Source organism: Neobacillus fumarioli NBRC 102428, assembly GCF_001591485.1.
Taxonomy (GTDB): Bacteria; Bacillota; Bacilli; order Bacillales; family Cytobacillaceae; genus Neobacillus; species Neobacillus fumarioli.
The window spans coordinates 17,171-41,021 of sequence record NZ_BCUZ01000016.1 but is presented as its reverse complement, the minus strand read 5'-3'; the positions used below and the strand labels follow the sequence as shown (position 1 = coordinate 41,021).

24 protein-coding genes and 1 tRNA gene are annotated in these 23,851 nt (G+C 39.1%); 18 read left to right on the top strand and 7 right to left on the bottom strand.

Annotated elements, in window-relative coordinates:
- Positions 1 to 324 precede the first annotated feature (324 nt).
- Positions 325 to 397: transfer RNA gene (locus BFU02S_RS04975), tRNA-Val, on the top strand.
- Between the two features lie 51 nt (positions 398 to 448).
- Here the strand turns inward: BFU02S_RS04975 and BFU02S_RS04970 are convergent.
- A complete protein-coding gene (locus BFU02S_RS04970; protein WP_066367411.1) occupies positions 449 to 1,147 on the bottom strand; it encodes an alpha/beta hydrolase in 699 nt (232 codons plus the stop codon).
- 293 nt (positions 1,148 to 1,440) lie between these two features.
- Here BFU02S_RS04970 and pxpB point away from each other — a divergent pair, with 293 nt between their 5' ends.
- The 7 genes from pxpB to BFU02S_RS04935 all read left to right on the top strand — a co-directional run bounded on the left by pxpB (position 1,441) and on the right by BFU02S_RS04935 (position 7,896).
- Positions 1,441 to 2,151, top strand: coding sequence for a 5-oxoprolinase subunit PxpB (gene pxpB, locus BFU02S_RS04965; protein ID WP_066367410.1), 711 nt, complete (start codon positions 1,441 to 1,443; stop codon positions 2,149 to 2,151).
- Positions 2,148 to 3,155: a 5-oxoprolinase subunit C family protein gene (locus BFU02S_RS04960; protein WP_066367409.1), complete on the top strand. Its 1,008-nt coding sequence runs from the start codon at positions 2,148 to 2,150 to the stop codon at positions 3,153 to 3,155. Before pxpB ends, BFU02S_RS04960 begins: the two co-directional genes overlap by 4 nt.
- A gap of 20 nt (positions 3,156 to 3,175) precedes the next feature.
- Entirely contained in the window at positions 3,176 to 3,937 is a 762-nt protein-coding gene (locus BFU02S_RS04955) for a LamB/YcsF family protein (RefSeq protein WP_066367408.1), read from the top strand.
- 57 nt (positions 3,938 to 3,994) lie between these two features.
- Positions 3,995 to 4,921, top strand: coding sequence for an aldo/keto reductase (locus tag BFU02S_RS04950; RefSeq protein ID WP_066367407.1), 927 nt, complete (start codon positions 3,995 to 3,997; stop codon positions 4,919 to 4,921).
- Between the two features lie 170 nt (positions 4,922 to 5,091).
- Complete coding sequence (desA, locus tag BFU02S_RS04945; protein ID WP_066367405.1) at positions 5,092 to 6,102, top strand: Delta(5) desaturase DesA; 1,011 nt, start codon at positions 5,092 to 5,094, stop codon at positions 6,100 to 6,102.
- A 62-nt stretch (positions 6,103 to 6,164) separates the two neighbouring features.
- The gene (locus tag BFU02S_RS04940; protein ID WP_066367402.1) at positions 6,165 to 7,304 is read left to right on the top strand and encodes a sensor histidine kinase; all 1,140 of its coding nucleotides are present in this window, start codon (positions 6,165 to 6,167) and stop codon (positions 7,302 to 7,304) included.
- Positions 7,297 to 7,896: a response regulator transcription factor gene (locus tag BFU02S_RS04935; RefSeq protein ID WP_066367400.1), complete on the top strand. Its 600-nt coding sequence runs from the start codon at positions 7,297 to 7,299 to the stop codon at positions 7,894 to 7,896. Before BFU02S_RS04940 ends, BFU02S_RS04935 begins: the two co-directional genes overlap by 8 nt.
- A gap of 45 nt (positions 7,897 to 7,941) precedes the next feature.
- Here the strand turns inward: BFU02S_RS04935 and BFU02S_RS04930 are convergent, their stop codons facing one another.
- Entirely contained in the window at positions 7,942 to 8,787 is an 846-nt protein-coding gene (locus tag BFU02S_RS04930; RefSeq protein ID WP_066367395.1) for an alpha/beta fold hydrolase, read from the bottom strand.
- A 183-nt stretch (positions 8,788 to 8,970) separates the two neighbouring features.
- On the opposite strand from BFU02S_RS04930, the gene BFU02S_RS04925 reads away from it, so the two are divergent.
- From BFU02S_RS04925 to ppc, 7 genes are all read left to right on the top strand, one after another.
- Complete coding sequence (locus tag BFU02S_RS04925; protein WP_066367393.1) at positions 8,971 to 9,165, top strand: IDEAL domain-containing protein; 195 nt, start codon at positions 8,971 to 8,973, stop codon at positions 9,163 to 9,165.
- 128 nt (positions 9,166 to 9,293) lie between these two features.
- Positions 9,294 to 10,067 (top strand): nucleotidyltransferase domain-containing protein, encoded by a 774-nt coding sequence (locus BFU02S_RS04920; protein WP_066367391.1) that lies wholly within the window; start codon positions 9,294 to 9,296, stop codon positions 10,065 to 10,067.
- A 290-nt stretch (positions 10,068 to 10,357) separates the two neighbouring features.
- On the top strand, positions 10,358 to 12,004 hold the full coding sequence (locus BFU02S_RS04915; protein ID WP_066367389.1) for a copper resistance CopC/CopD family protein: 1,647 nt from the start codon (positions 10,358 to 10,360) through the stop codon (positions 12,002 to 12,004).
- Positions 12,005 to 12,022: 18 nt separating this feature from the next.
- A complete protein-coding gene (locus BFU02S_RS04910; protein WP_066367387.1) occupies positions 12,023 to 12,646 on the top strand; it encodes a YcnI family copper-binding membrane protein in 624 nt (207 codons plus the stop codon).
- Positions 12,647 to 12,750: 104 nt separating this feature from the next.
- A complete protein-coding gene (locus tag BFU02S_RS04905) occupies positions 12,751 to 13,197 on the top strand; it encodes an SRPBCC family protein (RefSeq protein ID WP_066367379.1) in 447 nt (148 codons plus the stop codon).
- Positions 13,198 to 13,261: 64 nt separating this feature from the next.
- On the top strand, positions 13,262 to 14,569 hold the full coding sequence (locus BFU02S_RS04900; protein WP_066367375.1) for a cadherin-like beta sandwich domain-containing protein: 1,308 nt from the start codon (positions 13,262 to 13,264) through the stop codon (positions 14,567 to 14,569).
- Between the two features lie 148 nt (positions 14,570 to 14,717).
- Positions 14,718 to 17,477 carry a phosphoenolpyruvate carboxylase gene (gene ppc / locus BFU02S_RS04895; protein ID WP_066367417.1) on the top strand — a complete coding sequence of 920 codons (2,760 nt, stop codon included), beginning with the start codon at positions 14,718 to 14,720 and terminating at the stop codon, positions 17,475 to 17,477.
- A 104-nt stretch (positions 17,478 to 17,581) separates the two neighbouring features.
- Here the strand turns inward: ppc and BFU02S_RS04890 are convergent, their stop codons facing one another.
- The 3 genes from BFU02S_RS04890 to BFU02S_RS04880 all read right to left on the bottom strand — a co-directional run bounded on the left by BFU02S_RS04890 (position 17,582) and on the right by BFU02S_RS04880 (position 19,289).
- A complete protein-coding gene (locus BFU02S_RS04890; RefSeq protein ID WP_157075855.1) occupies positions 17,582 to 18,013 on the bottom strand; it encodes a hypothetical protein in 432 nt (143 codons plus the stop codon).
- A gap of 196 nt (positions 18,014 to 18,209) precedes the next feature.
- Entirely contained in the window at positions 18,210 to 18,650 is a 441-nt protein-coding gene (locus BFU02S_RS04885; protein WP_066367370.1) for a DUF6114 domain-containing protein, read from the bottom strand.
- Between the two features lie 39 nt (positions 18,651 to 18,689).
- On the bottom strand, positions 18,690 to 19,289 hold the full coding sequence (locus tag BFU02S_RS04880) for a DUF6230 family protein (protein WP_066367368.1): 600 nt from the start codon (positions 19,287 to 19,289) through the stop codon (positions 18,690 to 18,692).
- 251 nt (positions 19,290 to 19,540) lie between these two features.
- Between BFU02S_RS04880 and BFU02S_RS04875 the strand changes: the two genes are divergently transcribed.
- A complete protein-coding gene (locus tag BFU02S_RS04875) occupies positions 19,541 to 20,725 on the top strand; it encodes a response regulator transcription factor (protein WP_066367366.1) in 1,185 nt (394 codons plus the stop codon).
- Between the two features lie 64 nt (positions 20,726 to 20,789).
- On the opposite strand, the gene BFU02S_RS04870 is transcribed toward BFU02S_RS04875, so the two are convergent.
- On the bottom strand, positions 20,790 to 21,611 hold the full coding sequence (locus BFU02S_RS04870) for a glycerophosphodiester phosphodiesterase (protein ID WP_066367364.1): 822 nt from the start codon (positions 21,609 to 21,611) through the stop codon (positions 20,790 to 20,792).
- A gap of 185 nt (positions 21,612 to 21,796) precedes the next feature.
- Between BFU02S_RS04870 and BFU02S_RS16275 the strand changes: the two genes are divergently transcribed.
- Positions 21,797 to 21,898 carry a YjcZ family sporulation protein gene (locus BFU02S_RS16275; protein ID WP_084360990.1) on the top strand — a complete coding sequence of 34 codons (102 nt, stop codon included), beginning with the start codon at positions 21,797 to 21,799 and terminating at the stop codon, positions 21,896 to 21,898.
- A gap of 19 nt (positions 21,899 to 21,917) precedes the next feature.
- On the top strand, positions 21,918 to 22,040 hold the full coding sequence (locus BFU02S_RS16270) for a YjcZ family sporulation protein (protein ID WP_084360989.1): 123 nt from the start codon (positions 21,918 to 21,920) through the stop codon (positions 22,038 to 22,040).
- Between the two features lie 65 nt (positions 22,041 to 22,105).
- Here the strand turns inward: BFU02S_RS16270 and BFU02S_RS04865 are convergent, their stop codons facing one another.
- Entirely contained in the window at positions 22,106 to 23,848 is a 1,743-nt protein-coding gene (locus BFU02S_RS04865) for an AAA family ATPase (protein ID WP_439950988.1), read from the bottom strand.
- Between the last annotated feature and the right edge of the window lie 3 nt (positions 23,849 to 23,851).

The following is a 23,851-nucleotide window of genomic DNA, read 5'->3' as shown; positions in this document are numbered from 1 at the left end:
TAAATTACGATTAGGATAGTGGTGTGGTTAGACGGTTTTTGGATTTGTTGTGGTCATATTATTGTTAGCTTTATCGGCATTTGGTGTCTTTGTGACACCTTTTTTTAGGCTAAGAATCTAAATTAATTAGAACTCATTAAAGTTTTTATACTAGTTCAATGCTATTTAACATTTGTTGTTTAGAATGATACAGAAAAAGTTTTATTTAGACAACTTTGTGTCGATCTGTCTATAAAATATCTAAAACCATTTATATAATAACCTAAAAATAACTATTGACTTTCTTCGTTTTTTTATTATAATTAATTTTGTAGTTAATAAATCGATCTGTTAGCTCAGTTGGGAGAGCACAACCTTGACAGGGTTGGGGTCGGGGGTTCGAGCCCCTCACAGGTCATTATTTTACAGGAAAACTCAAGTCCTCTAATGGATTTGAGTCTTTTTTATTTTAATGATATTTGTTTAAAAATGTTAACACTATCTGGATCACTGTATTTGCTTCACAATCCAAACAAATATGGTGTTTTGAACCGGGAAGATAGTGCAGCTCCTTGTCTTTTGATGAAGCAGCATGATAATTAAATTTGGCACTATTCGGATCAGCTATTTCATCTCTTTGCCCGTGAATGATGCAAAGCGGTACTGAAAGATGGTTGAAAATCCCTCTAGCTTGACGAACAACTTTTTGAAATTGCCACAAATTATATATAGAAGTAGATCGAAGAATGTAAGGAGTTTTGCACATTGTTTGATATTCCGGTGAACGATTTCCTTTCTTGCTTTGAAACAAATTTTCCAGCCTGATTTTTAATAAATTAGGGGTGACGACATATACTGCCGGAGAAAGCAATACCAAGGTAGAAAGTTTAATTCTGTATGCCATAATGGAAGCAATCATCGCCCCCATCGAAAATCCCATCATATGAATCTTCTTATTTTCTTTAACTGCCTGCTTAACTATTTCCTCAACCATTTGCAGCCATTCAGCTGCTGCTATATTTTCCATTCGTTCATTATTATCAGTATGTCCTGGCAGTAAAGGAGTAATCACTTCATAGCCTGCTTGTTCCAGCGCATCAGCCAGCGGTTTTACTTCAAACGGATTTCCAGTAAATCCATGAATAATGACACATAATTCCTGCTGCATAAAATTACTCCCTAATATCTATTATTCGATGAGCATATTTTTCCTTTATAAATGCATGGTCATTCGTAAATTTGGAAACATGTCCATTTTAAAAAGCAATTGAGTTTATTTTTTCCTCCCAACAGGAAATAAAGTCCAGTTTATTGGATCATGGGGGTCCATTTTTCTTCCCAACGGGTAATGAAGTTTAGTTTATTTGACCACGGGGTTTTGTGAATATTATGATTTAATTAATAATTCGGAGATGTGTATAAGAGAAGAAAGCTAACTTTTTCTTTAAGGGAGGAAAATGAATGGATAGCGATCAATTTGCTCCACTTGGGGATTCGGGGATTATCGTTAAAATGGGGGATGGCATTGATCAAAAGACACATGAAAAAGTGCAGGCACTAGCGCGACTTTTACAGAAACATCCTTTTGAAGGGATAATCGAAATCGTCCCTGGCTTTACGACTGTAGCTGTTTTTTATGATCCTATTCGGCTGTTTCATTTGGGGATTGAGTTCCCTTATAACTGGGTTCTTGCCAAATTGAAAGAAATTATGGCAACATTACCTGAAACATCTGTAAAAGATGCAAGGGTGGTGGAAATTCCTGTTTGCTATGGGAAAGAATTCGGTCCCGATTTGGAGGTTGTTGCTGTACATAATGGCTTGACACCGGATGAAGTGATTCGAATTCACTCTGAAACAGAATACCTCGTTCATATGATTGGCTTTGCTCCTGGCTTTCCCTATTTAGGTGGAATGGACGAGCGGATTATTACACCCCGGCGCAGTACACCCCGCTTAAAAATCCCGGCAGGAAGCGTAGGAATTGGCGGAGAGCAAACAGGGATTTATCCGATTGAAAGCCCTGGCGGCTGGCAGTTGATTGGCAGGACTCCACAAAGGCTATTCCGGTATGAAGGGGAGCCTCCAAGTCTGTTGCAGGCTGGCGATCTCGTGCGTTTTCGGCCAATTTCACTTGTTGAATATCACAAATTGGAAGGGGCAGATTCATGAGTGTTGAAGTACTTCAACCGGGGCTATGTACAACCATACAGGATATAGGCAGGTATGGATATCAGCAGTATGGTGTGATTGTGAGTGGCGCGATGGATCCTGTTGCTTTTCGCCTTGCGAATCTGCTTGTTGGCAACCCTGAAAATGAAGCTGCATTGGAAATGACTCTTATTGGCCCAAAACTAAAGTTTAATGGAGATCAGCTGATTGCCATATGCGGCGGTGAATTCTCCGCGGCAATTGACGGAAAGCGAATCCCATCATGGCGGCCAATATTGGTAAGGGACGGGAGCGTCTTGGAGTGCGGTCATGTGGAAAAAGGCTGCCGGGCCTATATGGCTTTTGCAGGTGGTATGGATGTACCTTATGTCCTTGGAAGCCGCAGTACGTACATAAGGGCAGGAGTTGGGGGGTATAAAGGACGTCTGTTAAAAAAAGGCGATCAACTGCAAGTGAAACAGCCAAAAGCGAATAGTTTACGGCTTAGAGGGCTTTTATCAGGTAAACATCTCAATGAACCATGTAAGGTGGCCGATTGGCGGATCTCTGAGCATTTACTTCCTTCCTATGAATCCTCCACAATCCGTGTCATTCCTGGACCGCAATTTGATCAGTTTACTTTTGCAAGCAGAAAAAGTTTTTTTGAACAGGAATTTTTCATCACGCAAGCTTCTGACCGAATGGGATACCGTTTATCTGGAAAAGCATTAGAATTGGAGCAACCGCTGGAACTTCTTTCTGAAGCGGTTACGGCAGGAACGATTCAAGTTCCCTCAGACGGACAGCCTATTATTCTTATGGTAGATCGGCAAACGACAGGCGGCTATCCAAAGATTGGATTTATTGCTTCGGTTGATATACCTATTGTGGCTCAGCGAAAACCAGGAGAAAAAATTTGCTTTAAGGAAATTCATTTGCAAGAAGCCCAACAGGCATTGTTCAAGAGAGAAAGAATGATCAATATAGCCGCACATGGCATTGATTTAATTGAATCTAGAAAATGAATCATGTTGGGGGAACATAAATGTTTATTGATTTAAATTGTGACATGGGCGAAAGTTTTGGTGCTTATCTAAAAGGAAATGACAAAGAAATTTTAAATTATGTATCATCCGCAAACATTGCTTGTGGTTTTCACGCGGGGGATCCTTCTACAATGAGAAAGACGGTTACATTGGCTTTAGAGAAGGGGGTTGCCATCGGTGCACACCCAGGGCTGCCTGATTTAGTTGGATTCGGCCGCAGGAATATGGATATATCCCCGCAGGAAGCCTATGATCTCGTTCTTTATCAAGTTGGGGCTCTCCAATCATTTGTTCATGCCGAAGGGGGAACGCTTAGGCATGTGAAACCTCACGGGGCATTATATAATATGGCAGCGAAAAACACGGAACTTGCAATGGCCATTGCCAAAGCTATCTATAAAGCTGGGCCGGAACTGATCTTGTTTGGTCTTGCCGGGAGCCATCTCGTGAAGGCTGGGGAAAAACACGGACTGCAAACTGCCCATGAAGTTTTCGCAGACAGAACCTATCAATTGGATGGGACGCTGAAGCCAAGAAGAGATCCCAATGCTTTAATAACCGATGAGGAACAGTCGGTCAAACAAATCATTCGTATGGTAAAAGAAGGACTTGTCCGTACAGTGCAAGGAGAGGATATTCAAGTTCAGGCAGATACGATTTGTATTCATGGCGACGGTCCATACGCACTTGAATTTGCCAGGAACATTCGCTCCAGTCTCGAATCAGAAGGTATTTTAGTTCGGGCTATTTCGGGTAAATGACAAGTTTTCCAAATTTAAAGTATAATGTATTTGTATCAAGTACAGGGAGGGGTTACCATGAAATACATAAATATCGCAAATACCGATTTACATGTTTCCAATATCGTGATGGGCAATATGCGTTTGACACAGCTTACAGTGCTGGAAGCAGAGAAGTTAATTCGTACCGCGATGGATGAGGGCATCAATTTCTTTGATCATGCGGATATTTACTGTAAAGGGCAGTGTGAGGAAATTTTTTCAGAAGCTATTCAAATGAATCCATCCATTCGTGAAAAAATGATTCTGCAAAGTAAATGCGGCATCATCTCGCCGGAAGGTTATTTTGATTTTTCAAAAGAACATATTATCGAATCTGTCGATGGAATATTAAAACGTTTAAGAACAGAGTACCTCGATATTCTGCTGCTTCACCGGCCTGATCCGTTAATGGAACCTGCTGAGGTAGCTAAAGCTTTCGAAGAACTTCATCAAAGCGGCAAAGTAAAGTACTTCGGTGTTTCCAATCACAACCCCGCGCAAATTGAACTGCTGCAAAAGTATATCCCGTATAAGCTCGTTGTCAATCAATTGCAGCTAAGCATCGCGCATACCCCGATGATCGATTCCGGTATCACTTTGAACATGAAAGTAGACCAAGCAATCAATCGCGACAGCAGTATCTTAGAATATTGCCGCCTGCAGGATATTACCATTCAGGCATGGTCGCCGTTTCAGCACGGCTTCTTTAGCGGCACATTCCTTGGCGATTTAGAGCGTTTCCCTGACTTGAATAAAGTGATTGACCGTCTGGCTGAAAAATATGAGGTAACCAATGCAGCGATTGCAGTAGCATGGATTACCCGTCACCCGGCAAATATTCAAGTTATACTTGGGACTACCAACCCTCAGCGAATGAAAGATGCATGCAAAGGTTCCGAAATTCCTTTAACAAGACAAGAATGGTACGAGATATATAAAGCGGCAGGGAATATGGTTCCATAAATAAATTTTAAACAGCGTGGATTTGCTCTATCGTATAGGAGAGGTATCCACGCTTTTTTGTCAGATAGCTATATGACATTTATCATGTTTTATGTATGACATGTATGTCTATCAAAGGGGTGTTTTTTCCATTATAATTGAAATAATTATAGTGGAAGGGAAATAAGAGTATGCTAAATGAAAATGAAAAAAGATTGCGAAAGCTTGTTTCGCCATATGAAAAATCAAATGTAAAGGCTAGTGTTTGGCAGTTGCTTAATACGATTGTTCCTTTTTTTCTCTTGTGGTATTTGTGCTATAAAAGTTTATCTGTTTCCTATCCTTTGGCATTGGTCATTGCCGTTATAGCATCAGGTTTTTTAGTGCGAACATTCATTATTTTTCATGATTGCTGCCACTATTCTTTCTTTAAAAACCGTACAGCGAATAAAATATTGGGAACATTGACAGGGATTTTAACCATGTTTCCTTACAGCCAGTGGCAGCATGACCATGCTGTACACCATGCAACAAGCAGTAATTTGGATAAGAGGGGAACTGGTGATATTTGGATGCTAACTGTAGAAGAATATCAGTCAGCTACAATATGGAAAAAAATTCAATACCGCCTGTATCGAAATTTCTTTGTCATGTTTATATTAGGGCCAATCTATATTTTTCTTATTAAAAACCGCTTTAATCGAAAGGGAGCAAGATTGAAAGAACGTTTCAATACGTATTTAACAAACTTGACAATTGTCGCTGTCATTGCTGTACTATGCTGTACCATAGGCTGGCAACCCTTCTTATTGGTAGAAGGTCCGATTTTTTTACTTTCCGGGATTGCTGGTGTCTGGCTATTTTATGTGCAGCATACATTTGAAGATTCGTATTTTGAGGAAGATCAGGAATGGGAGTATGTGAAGGCGGCTGTCGAGGGCAGTTCCTATTATAAACTGCCAAAAATCCTGCAATGGTTTACAGGAAATATCGGATACCACCATGTCCATCATTTAAGTCCAAGGGTGCCAAATTATAAGCTCGAGCAAGTTCATAACGATACAAAACCATTGCAAAATGTCCCAACCATTACGGTTAGAACGAGCTTAAGCTCATTAAAGTTCCATTTGTGGGATGAGCAGAGGAAAAAGTTTGTACAATTTAAAGAAGCAAAATGTTCCGCAAAAGTGAACAGTTTATAGAGAAAATTTATTCTTGGTGCGATAAGATAGAAGATATGATTTCTTTTTAAAGAGGTTTTTCTATGGTTAAAAAGTATTTGACCTTCCAAAAAAGCAATAGTATTACTCCCTATATATGGACGGTCCTTTGTATTTTACCGTTTTACTTTATTTTTCAAACTTCTTCGATGATCCGTATTATCGTAGGAATTTTGCTTACATTCCTCTTTTTTATCTTATATCGGATTGCATTTTTTTCGAAAGGCTGGGCTGTTTATCTTTGGACATTGATTTTGATTGGGATTTCGATTACAGCGACTAATTTATATAGTTATGTTTATTTTGCTTTCTTCCTTGCTTATTTTTTAGGAAATATTAAAGATCGGATTGCTTTTTTTACCCTGTATTTTATTCATTTGGTCAGTACCTCTATATCCATTAACTATAACATCGTTGTGCAAGAAAAATTATTTTTACAGCAATTGCCTTTTGTCATCATTATTTGGATCAGTGTGATCCTTCTGCCTTTCAATATTCATAATCGAAAGGAACGGGGACAGCTTGAAGAAAAACTTGAAGATGCGAACAAAAGAATCTCAGAACTTGTAAAATTGGAGGAACGGCAGCGAATTGCCCGCGATCTCCATGATATTCTTGGACAAAAACTGTCGCTGATTGGTTTAAAAGCGGATCTGGCTGGTAAATTAATTACAAAAGACCCAGAGCAGGCTCAAGCTGAATTAAAGGATGTTCAGCAGACGTCCAGAACTGCTTTAAGTGAAGTTAGAAAACTAGTTTCCTCCATGCGCGGTATTCGTTTGAAGGATGAGATGATTCGCATAAAACAAATAATGGAAGCCGCTCAAATAAATTTGGTTACAGAAGGAAATTTCAATTTAAAAAACATTTCATTATTAACAGAAAATATATTAAGCATGTGTTTAAAAGAGGCAATCAATAATGTGGTAAAACACAGTGGTGCAAGGAATTGTTATATTTCCATCGAGCAATCTTGGAAAGAAGCCATATTAACGATTCGGGATGATGGCTGCTTTAAAAAAGAAACGAATGTGACCCCGGGACACGGTTTAATTGGTATGAAAGAACGGCTGGAGTTTATTAATGGCATCTTTGAATTAGACACGAATAAAGGAACAACCATTATCATCAGAGTACCAAGTGATGTAAAAGGCGGAAAAGGAGGTTCTAGGGCAAATGATTAAAATTATCATCGCTGAAGACCAAAAGATGCTTTTGGGCGCTTTTGGCTCGCTGCTTAATTTAGAAGACGACATGGAAGTAATAGGAAAGGCTTCAAATGGAGAAGAAGCTGTGGAGCTCGTAAAGAAATTGTCCCCCGATGTTTGCATCATGGATATTGAAATGCCTGGGAAGAGTGGTCTAGAAGCAGCAGAGGAGCTTAAAGGTCTTGGATGTAAAGTGATTATTTTAACAACTTTTGCCTGTTCTGGTTATTTTCAGCGTGCATTAAAGGCTGGCGTCAGCGGGTATTTTTTAAAGGACAGTCCAAGTGAAGAACTTGCAGCTTCGATTCGAAGTGTAATGGCAGGCAAGCGTATTTATGCTCCGGAACTAATGGATGATTTCTATTTAGAAGAAAATCCGTTGACGGAACGTGAAAAAGAAGTGCTGGAGCTGGTAGCTAACGGCAAGAATACGAAGGAAATTGCAGAAGAGCTCCGGATTAAAACTGGAACCGTCCGTAATTATATTTCCGTCATTTTAGATAAACTTGAAGTGAAAAACCGAATAGAAGCCATCAAACAATCGAAAGAAAAAGGGTGGTTTAAATAAAATAAACGTACTCGCTAAGCTATATGGCGGGTACGTTTTTTAACATTAATTAGCAACAGATTGAGATTTCTTTAAAAAACTTTTTATATATTCATATACCTCACGAGGCCGTTCTTCCGGCAGCGCATGACCTGTTTCTTTCAACACGACAAGTTCAGAATTGACTAAATCTCTGCTCAATTTTTCCCCAACAGAAAGAGGCATCGATTTATCATGATCTCCCCAGATTAATAGGCATGGGGTTTTAATTTTGTTGAGGATCGTTGATGGTAAATCTCCCTCCCGGTGGCGGATCATTCTTGTCAAAGCCACAAAAATATCATCCTGCAAAAATGGCTCCAAATAACCCTTAATCATTTCATCATTAATAATGGAGTGATTATAAAGCGTTTCTTGAAGATTCTTTTCCACGCCCGTCCGGGAAAGCCAATACTTCACACACACATGGAAAAAGGGGATATAGCTTGAAAGAATCAGCGGCATCTTAGCCCGTCTTAAATAGGAGGAACTGCAAAGCAGAATCGCTTTGTCTGCAAGTTCTGGCATCATATGGATAATATTCAATACAATCTGTCCGCCCATAGAATGTCCGATAAAGATCATTTTGTTTAAGCCGAAAGATTCTGTCAGTTTAATCACGATCCGGGCAATATTTTGATACGAATACACAAAGCGTCTGCATTTTCCGCTTTTTCCAAAAGGCGGGAGATCTACGGATAAAATTTGAAAATCGTTCCGTAATAACGAAATTAAATGGCGGAATGTAAAGCTGGAAGAAAGAAAACCATGCAATAATACAAATGTTTTGTCAGCTTCTTGGTTTGGATAAAATTCATAATAAACATCAATGTCACATACCGATTTATAACCGGTTTTTACATTTTGGTTCATTAAATCTCATCCTTCCTGCATCAAGCATAAATGATGAATTTAATGTGCCCAATTCTTGATCCTTGAATAGTGTGGTTCTTAAAATATTTATATTTTAAATTTTTTCGTAATTTCCAAAATAAAGTGTTTGAATTTTTAGAAAACGGGTAGTATAATAAGAAAAAGAGCAAGGAGTTGATTTCCATGGATAAGAAATTGCTTAATTCACCACAACACTCAAATGAGAACACGGATTCGTTGGTTGCTGAGATGTTCCTGGATTATATCATACTTGAGTTCAAACGGGAGAAAATCCTCAAGGAAATCGACAAAACCTTACAGGATGGAAACAAGGAATTGTTCTTGAAATTAACAGAAGAATTGAAGAAAATTTCTTAAATGACAATTAAATGACTTTTTCTAATAAGAAGTCCTATCCACATTGGATAGGGCTTCTTGGCCTTTCAAGCGAGTTTTTGCCGTGCAAATGGGTATAATACAATGGATGGATACGAGGAGAGAATCTAATGAGAGAGAGGATCCTGGAAGAATTAAAAAAAGTAGAAACGGAATTTGAGGTGAAAATCTGTTATGCCGTTGAAGCCGGAAGCAGGGCATGGGGCTTATCATCCAAAGATAGCGATTATGATGTCCGATTTCTTTATGTCCATAAAAAAGAGTGGTATTTATCCATTGATGAAAAACGAGATGTGATTGAGATACCGATAAATAACCAGCTGGATATCAGTGGGTGGGATGTAAGAAAGGCGCTCAGGCTTTTTCGTAAGTCCAATCCTCCTTTGATGGAGTGGCTTCATTCAAGGACTATTTACGACCAGGCCTACTCCCTAGTGGGTAAAATGAAAACAATCCAAAATAAAGTATTTTCACCGAAATCTTCCCTTCACCACTATTTACAAATGGCAAAAAGAAATAATCAAGACTTTTTGCAAAAAGAGCATGTGAAAATCAAAAAATACTTTTATGTTTTGCGTCCGATTTTAGCTTGTCAATGGATTGAACAGCATGGTACAGTCCCTCCGGTTGAATTCAATATATTAATGGAGAAGCTGCTGCCGGAAAACTTATTGAAACAGGCAATTCATAGGCTCATTGTGGAAAAAATTAGCGGAGAAGAATTAGACTTGAAGATTGAACGAACCATCATTAACGACTTTGTGAAGAAAGAGATTGAGCGGATTCAAACATACATAAACTCATTAAAGGAAACAAAGGGGGAAGACATGACTCCCGAACTGGATAATCTGTTTAGGGAAACACTTCACGAGGCTTGGCTATAAAAAAATAATGCTGCCTCTTCAATCAAATTGTGTTTGAAATGAGGCTTTGTCAAATAGTCATATATTAAGAACCCACAAGCATAGTTCTAGTGACAATAAAGTAGCCTAAAGCCACTATTCAATAAAATAGTGGCTTTAGTTCTTTGAAGGAGATAGAAAAAAATTCATGAAATCTTCACAATCTCGCATGATGAAGGTGTTGTTTATATAAACTAGGTTTGTTAAGCTAAGGCTGGTGCAATCATTATCAATTCTATTATCCTGCTTGCCCATTTAAAGGAGGTGAAAATTTGCGTATTTTTGGAAAGTGCAGTATATCGTTGATCATCCTATTCGTTATGATATCTGTATTCCCATCCCATTTTTCAGCACATGCCTATATTATAAAGACCGCTCCATATGATAATGAAATTTTAACAAATTCTCCAAGAGAGGTTGTTATTCAATTTGATGAATCGATTGAATCTCCCTTTGATTCAATAAAAGTATTGGATGCTTCCGGACATCGGGTTGATCTGCAAAATGGAAAGGTGGATCCCAACAGGCCGTCTATACTAAAGACAGGTCTGAAACCAAACTTGCCAAAGGGTATATACACGGTCCAGTGGCGGGTTGTCTCTGCAGATGGACATCCTGTTGAGGGAGTTATTCGCTTTCAAATACGCAAAGGGAAGCAGGACACGAAAGAAACACGAACAGGGACAAAGGGCTATATACCAAAAGCAGATCTAATTATTATTCGCTGGTTGCATTATATTAGCAATGCAGCCATTGTTGGATTACTTTTCTTTTATTTAGTTTTGCTGCCAAATAAGCTAAGGCACAAGCGTTATACCGAAAAGGTTTTTTTAAGGATTGTACCTATTAGTTTAGTATTCCTTTTCGTAAGTATTGTGCTCAGTTTGCCGCTGCAGGCGAGTATTGAAGCAGACATACCTTGGCACGAAGTATGGAAACTGCCATTGCTCGAAGAGTTGATCACAGGCACGAACTTCGGAAGAATCTGGATGATTCAATTAGCCATGCTTGTGATTCTCGTGTTGATGATTTCCATTCTAGTCATAGTGAAGTCATCAAGGGAGCTGATTTTATGGTGTTGTTTCGTTTTAGGGATATCTTTATTGTTTACGAAAGCTTTTACGAGCCACGCTGCTGCCCAAACAACTAACGTGATTACCTTGCCAATGGATATGATCCATTTGCTTTCTGCATCTGTTTGGATCGGAAGTTTAATCGGTTTTGCTGCCTTTCTGCCGCTTGTAAAGAACGTAGAGACAAAGCCTATATTTTTACAAATGGTTAAAAGCTTCTACAAATGGGGAATTATTTTCGTGCTTGTCATTGCTGCTACAGGGATCTATGCTGGATTTCAGTTTATACCTGATTGGCAGTCATTGACTACAACAGCCTATGGAAAGGTGCTGCTTTGCAAAGTTAGTTTGTTTATTTTAATGCTTATTTTTGCGGCTATTAATTTTTACAAAGGAAGACCATTACGGGAAAAAGGATTAGGGGCCACACTTTGGGGAGAATTGTTAACGGGTGCAGTAATCCTGATTCTGACGGTGATATTGGCAAACCTTCCGCCAGCATCATCATCCACTGGTCCATTTCAGCAAACCAATACAGTATCCGGGAACAATATAACTTTAAATGTTACGCCAAAGGTTATTGGTGAAAATACTTTTATCGTTACTGTAAATGATGCCAAAGGGCAGCCTATAAAGAATATTGCTCAAATATCTTTGACTTTTGTTATGACTGATATGAATATGGAGAAGGATACTGTCCAGTTGACTAAAGCGAATGAAGGGAAATTCCAAACGAAGGGCTTATATTTTATAATGGCCGGGAAATGGAAGATCCATGTCCATATTCTTACTACATCTTTAGAAAGCATTGACACTGATTTTTATTGCCGAGTTAGCGGCAAATAAAACTAAAGGAGTATTCATATGAAAAAAAAGCTTGCTATTTTTATTTCTGTACTGATTTGCTTATTTTTCTTTTCAAGCATAGCCAGTGCCCATGTAACTGTGACGCCAAACACATCGAAAGCGAGTGCATGGGAAACGTACACAGTTAAGGTGCCGGTTGAAAAAAATATAGCGACGACAAAAATTACTTTGAAAGTACCAGCTGGTCTGGAAGTTGAAAGTTATCAGCCTGTGCCTGGCTGGAAATTTTCCTCCGTCAAAGACGAAAGTGGAAAGACAAAGACGATTACGTTTGCAGCAACAGGTGAAGGGATCCTGCCTGGGCAATTCCAGCAATTTACGTTTGTTGCCAAAAATCCCGACAAACCTGGGAAAATTGCCTGGGATGCTTTTCAATTCTATAAAGACGGAAGTATTGTTGAATGGACTGGAAATGAAGGGTCGGATACCCCGCATGCCATTACGAACATTGTAACAACCAAGGGAACTCAGACAAATAATCAGCAGGAAACACAAACAGCAACTGCAAAAGATACAAAAACGGCGGAATCAGGCACAAATTATACCGTTCTGCTTGTTGTGTCTGTCATTGCTTTACTGCTTTCGATCGCTGCTTTGATTGTTTCATTGCGAAAAAAATAAAACGAATGGATCTTCTAAAACGATATTGTCAATCATATACTTTTGAAAAAGGCCTTCAAGTAATTGAGGGTCTTTTATATTGAAAAGAAAAGAGGGAAACTACTATGCCTAGTGGTATGCATCAAGTTATACTAGATGTTCCAATAAATGATATTTGGGACTTCGTTCATGATATGGACAATTGGGCCCCGCTTGTTCCTGGCTACTTGCATCATGAGAAAATCAATGAACGCCAGTCAATATGGGAATTTGCCGGGGATGTCGGCATTTTTAAAAAAAAGATCAATTTATTGATTAATATAAAAGAATGGCAGCCGCCAACAAAAGTCAGTTTTAATTTAACGAGTGAAAAGTATTCAGGTGAAGGATATTTTGAAGCAATTGCAATTCATCCAAATAAGACGAGGTTGACTGGATATCTCGAAGTAAATGCCATTGGTAAAATGGAAGCTGTGAAAAATTCCTTTTTAAAATCAGCAATTCCAAAATCTGCTGAAGAGATGGCTCTAGCAATTTCAGCCAAAATTGCAGAATTGTCTTTAAAAAATTAAGCAAAAGTTAAGCATCTCATGTTACAGTAGTCCAAACATAATTTTAGAAATCGGGTGATGATGGATGCTTGCCAAGATTCAAAAAAATACAGGAACGAAGCTGATCGCGGCTGCTTCGTTAGTTGGTTTTGGGCTTGTTACATCTATACCGGATGCTGCCATGGCGGCGGACACTCAATCTGGGACTTCAATTGTCACAATGAATGAACAAGAAACCAATACAATTTCGAAATTAGAAGTCAATGGAACCGAGCTTACACCGCAAGGGGGCGGGTATTCTGCTGTTGTCGGCTCGGCAGATCAGAGCTTTACGTTAAAAGCAGAAAGTGAAAATTCTAATGCCAAAATTAAGGTTCTTTATAATGGCCAGCCTGCAGCCCAAATCGGATCAGTTGGATCATACTCATTGCCAGCCGGGAATACTGTGGTATTTCAAATTATTGTAGATGATGGAGTAAATGCCACAAATACGTATACATTAACGATCACAAGAAAACCAAGCAACACTTCCGGTTCGTCTGGAAATACATCAGGTGCTGGAACAACAGGAACGAACACAGGATCAACGACCGGAACTGCACCGGGATCAGCGACAGGAAAAACGACCGGAACAACATCGGGGACAAAGCCGGGAACATCAACTGGCAAAAAAACGGGAATAACATCAGGATCAACAACCGGTACAACAAAGGGAAAAACACATGGCAAAACGACAATAGGAATATCAAAAGGTTCGACAACAGGAAAAATGATCGAATCAACACAAGGTATTTCAAGTAGTACAAAAAACAGGACAAATACCGGTATATGGGCAGGAAGGGAGTCAAGCACCGCAAAAAACAGAAGTGCTGCCTTACAAAAAAGTAGTTTTGGAATGACTGGGATAAATGATCAGCAAAATGCTGGTGCTGACAAAAAAGCAAGTACAGCAACACTCTCATCTATAACAGTCTCTGACGGTACTTGGGATTCCAGTTTTACTTCTGATAAGTTCACTTATCACCTATCAATATCCAGCAATGTTACATCGGTGATCATTAAGCCAACAACAACATACAGCAGTGCAGACTATACGATTAATGGTGGTACCGGCAATACAGTACAATTAACAGAAACCCATACGGCAGTCCCAATTGTCGTCACAAGAGGCAGCGACCGGAAAACTTATGTACTCGTATTTGATAAACCGGCGCCGCAAATACAAGTGGATGCAGCGTCACAATCTGCAGACACAAGTGTAACTACTCCCGCAGCAAACGTGATAACTACGGCATTAAACCCGCAAACATCTGTCTCAAGCTATCGGACAAATCAAAATCAGCCAACATCTTTTTGGGATAAAATTATAGCATTTCTGAAAAAGATTTTTTAAGAAAACCTGCTTTATGGTAGGTTTTCTTTTTGTTTCATATTTTTGTAATCTATTAATTTTTTTAAAAAGTAAGTTAAATAGTGAACATGTTTGGGAAAGATATGTTATATTTATATTTAAAAAATTCAGTAAAGGGAAGGTAGGAAACATGGCAGAATTAAAAGTGAAAGACAGCAGTCTTCCATTACGCCGGGACGTTAAATTGCTGGGAAAAATGCTGGGGGAAATTCTCGTTAACCATAGCGGTCCTGAATTATTTAATAAAGTTGAGAAAATCCGGCTAATGTGTAAGACATTGAGACAGCATTTCGACAAAGAGATTTATCAGGGATTAAAAGCAGAAATTGCTGCGTTAGATCCTCCAATACGGAAACAAGTGATTCGGGCATTTTCAATGTATTTCCATTTAATCAATGTGGCAGAACAAAACCACCGAATCAGACGGCGCAGACAGTACCAGCTGCAGGAAGATGCGGTTGTTCAGCCTGCTTCGATTGAAAGTGCCGTACTTTCATTGAAAGAAAATGGAATTGATGACATAACGATTCAGGAAGTACTTAATACACTATCTCTTGAACTGGTTATTACCGCCCATCCGACTGAGGCCGCAAAGCGTTCCATCTTGGAATTGCAGCAGCGGATTGCAGGAATTCTACAAAAGCTGGATCATCCACTACTAACTGCCAGGGAAAGAAGGAAACTCGAAGAGAGCTTATTTAATGAAGTGGCGATTTTATGGCAGACAGATGAATTGCGGCAACATAAACCAACTGTGATGGATGAAGTTCGCAATGGCTTGTATTATTTTGACCAAACTCTTTTTGATGTACTTCCTGATATCCACCAGGAAATCGCGGATTGCCTGGAGAAAAATTATCCGAATACTTCTTGGAAAGTCCCAAATTTCTTGCGTTTTGGTTCATGGATTGGCGGCGACCGTGACGGCAATCCGAATGTAACCCATCAAATCACCTGGGAAACACTTGAGCGGCAGAGAAGGCTAGTGTTAAAAAAATATAAATCTGTTTTAGTAGATTTAATGAAGCGTTATAGCCATTCCATCACAAGAGTTACAGTAAGTGAAGAGCTGTTAAAATTTCTGGATGAAAAGGAACATATATTTTTAACAAATGATAAGAAATGGCCGATTCAAGAAGAAGTATATCGGCGGGCTTTTGCTATGATCCTTGAACGGGTGAAACTAGTCGGTAAATCCGAATTAGGCTATAAATCCTCTGATGAGTTATTAGCGGACTTGGAAATGATTAAACGAAGCTTGAAGATGCATCATCCGGCAGCACATGAACTGAAAACAATCCAAAAGCTGATCCGTCAAGTACAGCTGTTTGGTTTTCATTTGGCAACATTGGATATCCGCAATCACAGCGGCGAGCATGAGGCAGCCATCACCGAAATCCTTAGAAAGGTAAGAATTTCGGAAAACTATGCTGAACTATCGGAAGAGGAAAAAGCAAACATTTTGCAAAATATCCTGCAAGATCCGAGGCCGCTTTTATTGTCAAATGAAGAATATTCACCTGAAACGAAGGAAATGATTCAAGTATTTCAAATGATTAAAAAAGCACACGAAGAGTTTGGCAAACGGTCGATTTCAGTTTACTTGGTAAGTATGACGAAATCACCAAGCGATCTGTTAGAGGTGCTTGTATTAGCGAAAGAAGCTGATCTTTACCGTCTCCATGCGGATGGATCTTTGGAAAGCCACTTAAATGTTGCACCGCTTCTGGAAACAATCGACGATTTAACAGCAGGTCCAAAAATCATGGAAGCCTTGTTTAACATGCCGGTTTACCGTGAGCATTTACGCATTTGCGGTAACCAGCAGGAAATTATGCTGGGCTATTCAGATGGAAGCAAGGATGGCGGAACATTGACTGCCAACTGGAAGCTGTATAATGCGCAAATTGAAATACATGAAATGGCGAAAAAATATGAGATCGGTCTTAAATTCTTCCATGGAAGAGGCGGCTCTTTCGGCCGAGGAGGAGGCCCGTTAAATAAAAGCATTTTATCGCAACCAGCAGAAACTATTGGTGAAGGCGTTAAGATCACTGAGCAAGGTGAGGTTCTGTCTGCACGTTATTTACTTGAGGACATCGCCTATCGCAGCCTGGAGCAGGCAACCTCTACCCTTCTACTTGCGGCCGCACATGTTTCCACGGAAGCTGAACAAGGACACTTAAGGGAAACAATTTGGGAGGAGGCTATGGAGGAAATTTCAAAAGTAGCCTTGGCCAAATATCAATCTCTTGTGTTTGAAGATCCGGATTTTCTAACCTATTTTCATCAAGCTACTCCATTAAGGGAACTTGGTGAATTAAATATTGGATCAAGACCAATGAGCCGAAAAAATCGCGGCAGGTTTGAAGATTTACGGGCGATTCCATGGGTGTTTGCCTGGACCCAAAGCCGTCAGCTTCTTCCGGGTTGGTATGCTGCAGGAACCGGCTTGGACAGTTTTGCCAAAAAGGGAAGACAAAATTTGCAGATTTTACAGCAAATGTATGAACAGTGGCCGTTCTTTAAAGCAACAATTGATAATTTGCAAATGGCGTTAATGAAGGCAGATATTACAACAGCCAAAGAATATTTAACATTGGTGGAAGATCAATCGATTGCAGATCGGATTTTTTCAAATATCTTTGAAGAATATGAAAAGACAAAAGCGATTCTCCTGCAAATAACTGGTGATAAAGAATTGCTGGATCAAACACCGAATATTCAAGATTCCGTGCATAGACGTAATCCATATGTCGATCCGCTGAACTTTTTACAAGTGGAGTTAATTAAAGAATTGCGCAAGCAGGAGGAGCCGGATGAAGAACTATTAACAGAGGTTCTATTGACGATCAGCGGAATTTCCGCTGGATTGAGAAACACTGGTTGATTAACATCGGCAAAGCCACATGTTCTAGGAAACTAACATGTGGCTTTTTTGAAAACATGATCGTATAAATATAGACCGCTAGTTCAATGAATAATGTTTTGGTATCATTTCTCTTTGCTTATATTTAAAAATTGTTTAAGTTTTGTTTCTATTTGAAGCAATTCTTCCTCATTTTTTGACTGCATTTCAAGTTGCCCCCCGTTCGTAAAATGTAAAGCAAACTTGGAAAGATCTGCACTAGTAGATGTAACATAATGGGCAAGCAATTTTATATGCTTAAAGCCAATTTTACCTTTATCAGATACGTAAACCCCTTCAAATTCGGCATTTGTTACTTTTACCCCTAAATTTTTAAAATGAGCTGTATCTTGAGAGGATATATCCGTTGTAACAGTACCATTAGGAGTCTGAACGATTTTTTTTATTACTAAACCTTCCGCAGAAGCTTCTGTAAATTTCATATCAAGCATCGGTACGTTTTGAGCAAGTACGGTGTCTCCGGTTGACAAGCCAAGACTTTGGATCGTTCCTTCCATTTGGGCTGCTTCAATGATAAAACCGGTCATAAATGGACTTGTAGCATAACTATTTTTAGTGGGGATTACCCACCCGCCTATGAAAAGAACAAATAGAATGATGAGCTTATATGTTAGTTTTCTATGTCTCAAAATGATCACCGTTTCTTTGAAGGCTAATGTGAATCAGCTAATATCACTAAAGTTATTTCAATCTCTATTCAGGCACTAGTTCTTTTCCTGAAGCAGCTTCTTTCTCAGCTATTTGATCATGGATAGGGTGGCTGAGTGATTCTTTAGTGCCAAATTTAGGGTTCCAAGCGATCATCATCGAACCGCCTATGATACCGAGAATTGTTCCTATCAGAAACCCGCCCAATGCACCCATGATTGATAATACGGACGAGAGAATTGCTAAAATTCCGAGTAAGGTTGAAAGCCTCGGCATCATGAATCCTAATATCCCCATTAACATAGTAAGTCCGCCTAATAAGAGACCAATGACAATCATGCTTCCCGGGGCAGCAGCAATTTCGTAAAGCTGCACAGGGACGGACAAAATAATGATTCCTGATATTACAGACAAGGTCGACGCCCAAAAAGGGCGTTTTGCTCTCCAATTTTTAAAGCGTTTTCGTTTTGAAAAATCAGTCCCCATATTAATCACCCTTATTCATGTTTGATTGAAAGTTTGAAATTAATTATTAGCAGGTTCAAAAGAAACCTTCATTCCATTAAGGGTGACAGACTTTTGGAAAAGATATAGAGTATCAAGAACACCATTTGTAATCGTAATAGTATCTGCAGTTTGAAAGAAATGTTGAGCTGCTGCAGTTGGAAGGTTTTTAGGATCATTTAACAGATCCCCGACATATTTATCTGTCATTGTCATCGATGAAAAGGAAGCATCACCGCTTATTTGGGTAGCTTTCTGCTGGAGGCCGGTAATCTTTACTGGCTGACTGGCAGAAACAACTGCATTAATATTAAGAAACGGAATTTTCTTTGTGATTTTTAAATTAGTGATGGTAGCGTTATCAATTTCATTCACAGCAACTGGGTTATTTTGTTTCATTGCACTATCAGCCAAACTGCCATACATCTTAAAACCAGTGCCTTCCAATTTGTCGAAGCTGACGGTGAATCCTCCTACTAATGGAACGGCTGCGGCATATCCTGTGATCCCAAAAGTCCCAAGAAGAGCTGTTAAAAACAAAAACCCACCGATAATTGCCAGCAATAGCTTTTTCTTACTCGTTTGACCTCCAATAATAACTGACTCTGCTGCAAGATTCATTCCTTTTCCTCCTTTTTTAGAAGATTAGGCATCATGAAAGATGCTTGAATTATTTATCCTAATTTTACGACAAATCAGAAAATGATTTAATCCCTACATTTGTAGGAAGTTTATTCTTATTAACATTTCAGTGAAAAATTATAAAAAGAAGGCAGGAATTTTCATGAGAATTACGAAAATATTTGATTAAATGTCGAATGAATGTTCAAACATCAACTGCTTAGATTGTATTGAAAAGGAGTGTTTTCATAATGTCTAAGTCATTAAATCATCATTTGGACCATCTGCTTAACGATGCAATCAAGCTGTTAAGCAATTATCAAAATGACCTGCTTAATGAGTGGGGAAACACATTAAAATCTCTGAAAAATACAAGAAAGAAGTCGGTTGAGGTTTTTGAATTTATAAGCGATTCACTGGTAAGATTTTTGTATTCCTTTAATCAAGGAAATCATAAGGATATTTATCATTTGTTAAATGAAATTAATTCTGCATGGTATGCTAGGTCCAGCCGGAGTCCGGAACCGGAAGCCCTGATATTCCATTTGAATCTTTTAGAAAATTCCGCACATAAAGTGTTAAAATCTAAAATTAAGTATTCATCGAAACTTCATCCATCTATTCATTATTTGTTTTCGAAAATTAGTGAAGTTATGCTTTTTCAAACAGAAACGGAAATTTTTAGCATTTGGAAAGATGTTGTCATTTTGTTTAATGAATGGATTATCCGTTCGCAAAATTTTCAGGAATCGGTAGAAAATATTTGTTATGGCTTTGGCTACTTTCTCCCGTTTGAACGCTGCGCCCTTTTCAGGTTTACCAATGAAGAAAGCGTTGCTGTTGGCCTTTACGGTCATCATTTAAGTAATAAGGAGGTCAAGAGGATTGCAGAAAAAATCACGAACATTCCTGTCCTTAACGAAAGTTTGGTGAAATTGAAATCACAGGGGCATGAAATGAAAAATTTCCAGCCTATCTATATTCCCAATGCTGAAAAAGAATTTCCTGAAAGGTACGTCGAAAAATTTGGTCTCACTTCTTTAATTATTGTACCTGTTTATGTTCCTGAGGAAGGAAAAATCATTGGCGGCGTCGTGTTAGATAAAGGTCCTGGTAAGTACTTTACCGTTGATACGAGTCTGTATCCTGCTCTTATGAAATTTGGCCAAAGCTCGGGAGAGCTATTGTTAAAGTTTATTGAAGCAGAATTAAAACCCCAAAATCATTTGGAAAAACATGATGTCTCCTTAACGCCGCGTGAAATTGAAATTTTAAAGTTATTAGCAATGGGTGCCTCTACCCAAGAAGCGGCATCCAAGCTTTATTTAAGTGAGTTTACGGTTAGGGATTATATCTCTAATATTATGAAACGGCTGCATGCACAAAATAGGACCGAAGCAGCTGTCAAGGCAATTCGAATGGGAATTATCGATTAGAAAGTCGAGTAAATTGCTTATTAACCTATAATAGGTAAAGGTTGGAGTGTCCTCCCGTTTTGATTTACAGGTAATCCGGAAAGTCGCTGACAATTCCGTCAATATTGAGCCGGTTGAACAGATTCGCTTCTTTTTTCGTTTTAACCGTCCAAATAAAGGTTTTAAAGCCATGCCGTTGAATCCGTTTAATCAGCCGTTTACTTACCATTGTTTTTTTAGGATTTACATATGAAATATAGTTGGATAAGGATTTAAGATCTTTATCTGCAATTCTGGATATCGATCGATTTTTAACTAAGACCCCAAGAGGTACGGCAGGAAGGAGATGATGGAGTCGTTGTAGTGCATTCCGATCAAAGGATTGTACTATAATTCTATGATCATTTGCCTTGTCAAGTCCTCTACTCTTGAGTTCTTCAGCCAATTTTATTTCGATGTTAGGGTACAGGGACGGTTTTTTTAATTCGATTAAAAGGCATGCTTTCCCGGCAAACTCGTTGAGAAATTCATGGAAGGAAGGAATCTTTTCTCCCATAAATTTTGGGTCAAACCATGAACCTGCATCAAGTGATTGCAATTCTTGTAAAGTCATGTCCTTAACTTTTCCTTTTCCATTCGTGGTTCGGTTTACCGTTGAGTCATGAATAATGACTAATTCCCCATCTTTAGTCATCTGGAGATCGATTTCCAGATAATCCACTCCTAATTCGATTGCTTTATAAAAAGAGGCAAATGTATTTTCGGGACAGTAACCGGCTGCACCCCGGTGGCCGATTTTTAAAGGTTTCATTCTTACTTCGCTTCTTTTTCGGCTTTTTTTAAATGATTGAAAAGCTGCCGTCAAAAAAGTCACTCTTTTCTTCAATTTTCCGGCTCCAATCTTCATGATGAGGTAAGCACCTTTATGGTAAGAAAAACAGCATGAAAAGTCAATTTTAAACAATGAGGCTTTTACACTAAGAATGGGCTTAGTCTTTTTTGAGAAAATTGGGCATTTGGGATAATTGTCTATTGCACATTTATCATGAGATGAATAGGATATAAGGAATTCTACAAAGGAGGTTATGCTAAATGACTGTAGCAGGTGGTTATGGCGCTGGTTTTGCGTTAATCGTTGTATTGTTCATTTTATTAATTATTGTTGGAGCTTCTTGGGTCGGAGGATTTTATTAATTTAAAAGGAGGAAATTCCATGTTTGGATATGGTGGTTTTGGATATGGCGGCTATGGCGGTGGTTTTGGCTACGGCGGCTTTACTTTAATTGTAGTATTGTTTATCCTGTTAATTATTGTAGGGGCTGCTTGCTATTATTAATAGGATGAAAAAACCCGCTTTTTAAAAAAGCGGGTTTTTTGCGGTTGTGCACGTATAGATTTGCTTTAATTAACTGCGGCAAGTTTAGAATCAGGGGAATTGATGGCTTTTCCATGCACAATTTCCTCGACTTCAAAACCTTCGAGTGTTTCTTTCTTTAATAATGCTGCCACTAATTGTTGATATTGTTCTTGATGGTCTTGAATAATTTTTTCTGCTTTTTCAAGTCCTTTTGCAAATAACTCCTGCATTTTTGTTTCTTTATCCTGTTTATTAAAGGTTAAAGTAAATCCGTCTTGCAGCATTCCGATGTCTACCATTTGTTCAATGATTTGTTTAGCTTGCTTTACATCGCCGCTTACTCCGATGCTGTGTTCACCGAGAATCATTCTTTCGGCAACACCGCCAGCTAGGATCATAGAGACACGGTCTAATAAGTCACTGGCTGTTGATAAATGCAGCTCTTTTGGAATTGGAGCTACATACCCAAGGGCTTCTCCGCGAGGAATAATCGTTGCCTTTCTAACAGACCCCGGCTTTGTTACGGCGGAAACAATCGCATGTCCTGCTTCGTGGATGGCTACTCTTCGTTTTGTATCTTGGTCCTGTAAGGAACGGGACGTGTTGCCAAGAATAGTCCTGTCAAGGGCATAATCAAGGTCTACTTTATCAATCACGTTCTTTCCGGCCCGTACTGCCCTTCTGCTCGCTGTTTCAAATAGAGAATGAAGCTCCGCACCGGAAAAACCGGATGTGCTTTCAGCCAGATCGTCCAAAGAGGCTAAAACATCTGGTGCGAGCGCTTTATCTTTGGCATGTATCGCAATAATTTCCCTTCTTCCTTTCGTATCCGGAAGCGGGACATGGAAGGAGAAATCAATTCTTCCCGGGCGTAAGAAAGCTTCGTCGAGCATATCTCTTCTGTTGGTAGCGGCGATAAATAAGATGCCGTCATTTGATTGGCCGCCATCGAGCTGAACAAGAAGCTCTGTTAATGTTTTTTCAGATTCCTCGCCTCCGTGAGGTTTTCGTCTGCCGGCAAGTGCATCGACCTCGTCAATGAAGATGACAGCAGGACGCTGTTTTCTTGCTGCTTGAAAAAGGGCGCGGACACGGCTGGCACCGACACCTACAAACATTTCATTGAAGCTTGATCCGCTGGCAGAGAAGAAAGAAGCATTTAGCTCTTTTGCAATGGCTTGTGCCAATAATGTTTTGCCCGTACCCGGAGGACCGTATAATAGGATTCCTTTAGGAGGTTTAATCCCTAATTTAATTGCCCGTTCTGGTTCTTTTATTGCAGCGATGGATTGCAATATTTCTTCTTTCATTTCTTCCCCGAGACCGCCAACATCTTTTAAACTGATGGTCGGAAGCGGACGTGCTTTAGCTACACTGTTTTTCATGGTGTTTAAAAATCCGCCGCCTTTTTTCTTATGCAATGTGTAGGCAGTGCCTGCCAAGATCAGAAGGACTCCAAGACCAATCCATTTGCCATAACGGCTGCTTTCAGAATAGGAATAATCGATATTATATTTTTCTACTAGTTTATCAACCATTTGACTGTTTGGTGGAACACTGGAAACATACTCCTTGTTTCCGGCTTTGATATATACAGTTCCATCACTTTGTTCGGTAATGGCTACTCGTTTCCCGTGCTGCTGTTGCACTATTTTTTCAACGTTAGAGAAGGGAATGGCAATATCGTGGTTTGCTGTCTGAACAAACAATAAGAGGCTTGCGCATACTATAATGAACGCTATAAATAGCGGAATGAACTTAGTCATTGTTTTTTTGCTTTGATTCAAATT

Excerpts from the sequence above, each read along its gene's own strand:
- BFU02S_RS04970 (WP_066367411.1), bottom strand. The coding sequence starts at position 1,147 with ATGCAGCAGGAATTATGTGTCATTATTCATGGATTTACTGGAAATCCG.
- pxpB (WP_066367410.1), top strand. The coding sequence starts at position 1,441 with ATGGATAGCGATCAATTTGCTCCACTTGGGGATTCGGGGATTATCGTT.
- BFU02S_RS04960 (WP_066367409.1), top strand. The coding sequence starts at position 2,148 with ATGAGTGTTGAAGTACTTCAACCGGGGCTATGTACAACCATACAGGAT.
- BFU02S_RS04955 (WP_066367408.1), top strand. The coding sequence starts at position 3,176 with ATGTTTATTGATTTAAATTGTGACATGGGCGAAAGTTTTGGTGCTTAT.
- BFU02S_RS04950 (WP_066367407.1), top strand. The coding sequence starts at position 3,995 with ATGAAATACATAAATATCGCAAATACCGATTTACATGTTTCCAATATC.
- desA (WP_066367405.1), top strand. The coding sequence starts at position 5,092 with ATGCTAAATGAAAATGAAAAAAGATTGCGAAAGCTTGTTTCGCCATAT.
- BFU02S_RS04940 (WP_066367402.1), top strand. The coding sequence starts at position 6,165 with ATGGTTAAAAAGTATTTGACCTTCCAAAAAAGCAATAGTATTACTCCC.
- BFU02S_RS04935 (WP_066367400.1), top strand. The coding sequence starts at position 7,297 with ATGATTAAAATTATCATCGCTGAAGACCAAAAGATGCTTTTGGGCGCT.
- BFU02S_RS04930 (WP_066367395.1), bottom strand. The coding sequence starts at position 8,787 with ATGAACCAAAATGTAAAAACCGGTTATAAATCGGTATGTGACATTGAT.
- BFU02S_RS04925 (WP_066367393.1), top strand. The coding sequence starts at position 8,971 with ATGGATAAGAAATTGCTTAATTCACCACAACACTCAAATGAGAACACG.
- BFU02S_RS04920 (WP_066367391.1), top strand. The coding sequence starts at position 9,294 with ATGAGAGAGAGGATCCTGGAAGAATTAAAAAAAGTAGAAACGGAATTT.
- BFU02S_RS04910 (WP_066367387.1), top strand. The coding sequence starts at position 12,023 with ATGAAAAAAAAGCTTGCTATTTTTATTTCTGTACTGATTTGCTTATTT.
- BFU02S_RS04905 (WP_066367379.1), top strand. The coding sequence starts at position 12,751 with ATGCCTAGTGGTATGCATCAAGTTATACTAGATGTTCCAATAAATGAT.
- BFU02S_RS04900 (WP_066367375.1), top strand. The coding sequence starts at position 13,262 with ATGCTTGCCAAGATTCAAAAAAATACAGGAACGAAGCTGATCGCGGCT.
- ppc (WP_066367417.1), top strand. The coding sequence starts at position 14,718 with ATGGCAGAATTAAAAGTGAAAGACAGCAGTCTTCCATTACGCCGGGAC.
- BFU02S_RS04890 (WP_157075855.1), bottom strand. The coding sequence starts at position 18,013 with ATGGAAGGAACGATCCAAAGTCTTGGCTTGTCAACCGGAGACACCGTA.
- BFU02S_RS04885 (WP_066367370.1), bottom strand. The coding sequence starts at position 18,650 with ATGGGGACTGATTTTTCAAAACGAAAACGCTTTAAAAATTGGAGAGCA.
- BFU02S_RS04880 (WP_066367368.1), bottom strand. The coding sequence starts at position 19,289 with ATGAATCTTGCAGCAGAGTCAGTTATTATTGGAGGTCAAACGAGTAAG.
- BFU02S_RS04875 (WP_066367366.1), top strand. The coding sequence starts at position 19,541 with ATGTCTAAGTCATTAAATCATCATTTGGACCATCTGCTTAACGATGCA.
- BFU02S_RS04870 (WP_066367364.1), bottom strand. The coding sequence starts at position 21,611 with ATGAAGATTGGAGCCGGAAAATTGAAGAAAAGAGTGACTTTTTTGACG.
- BFU02S_RS16275 (WP_084360990.1), top strand. The coding sequence starts at position 21,797 with ATGACTGTAGCAGGTGGTTATGGCGCTGGTTTTGCGTTAATCGTTGTA.
- BFU02S_RS16270 (WP_084360989.1), top strand. The coding sequence starts at position 21,918 with ATGTTTGGATATGGTGGTTTTGGATATGGCGGCTATGGCGGTGGTTTT.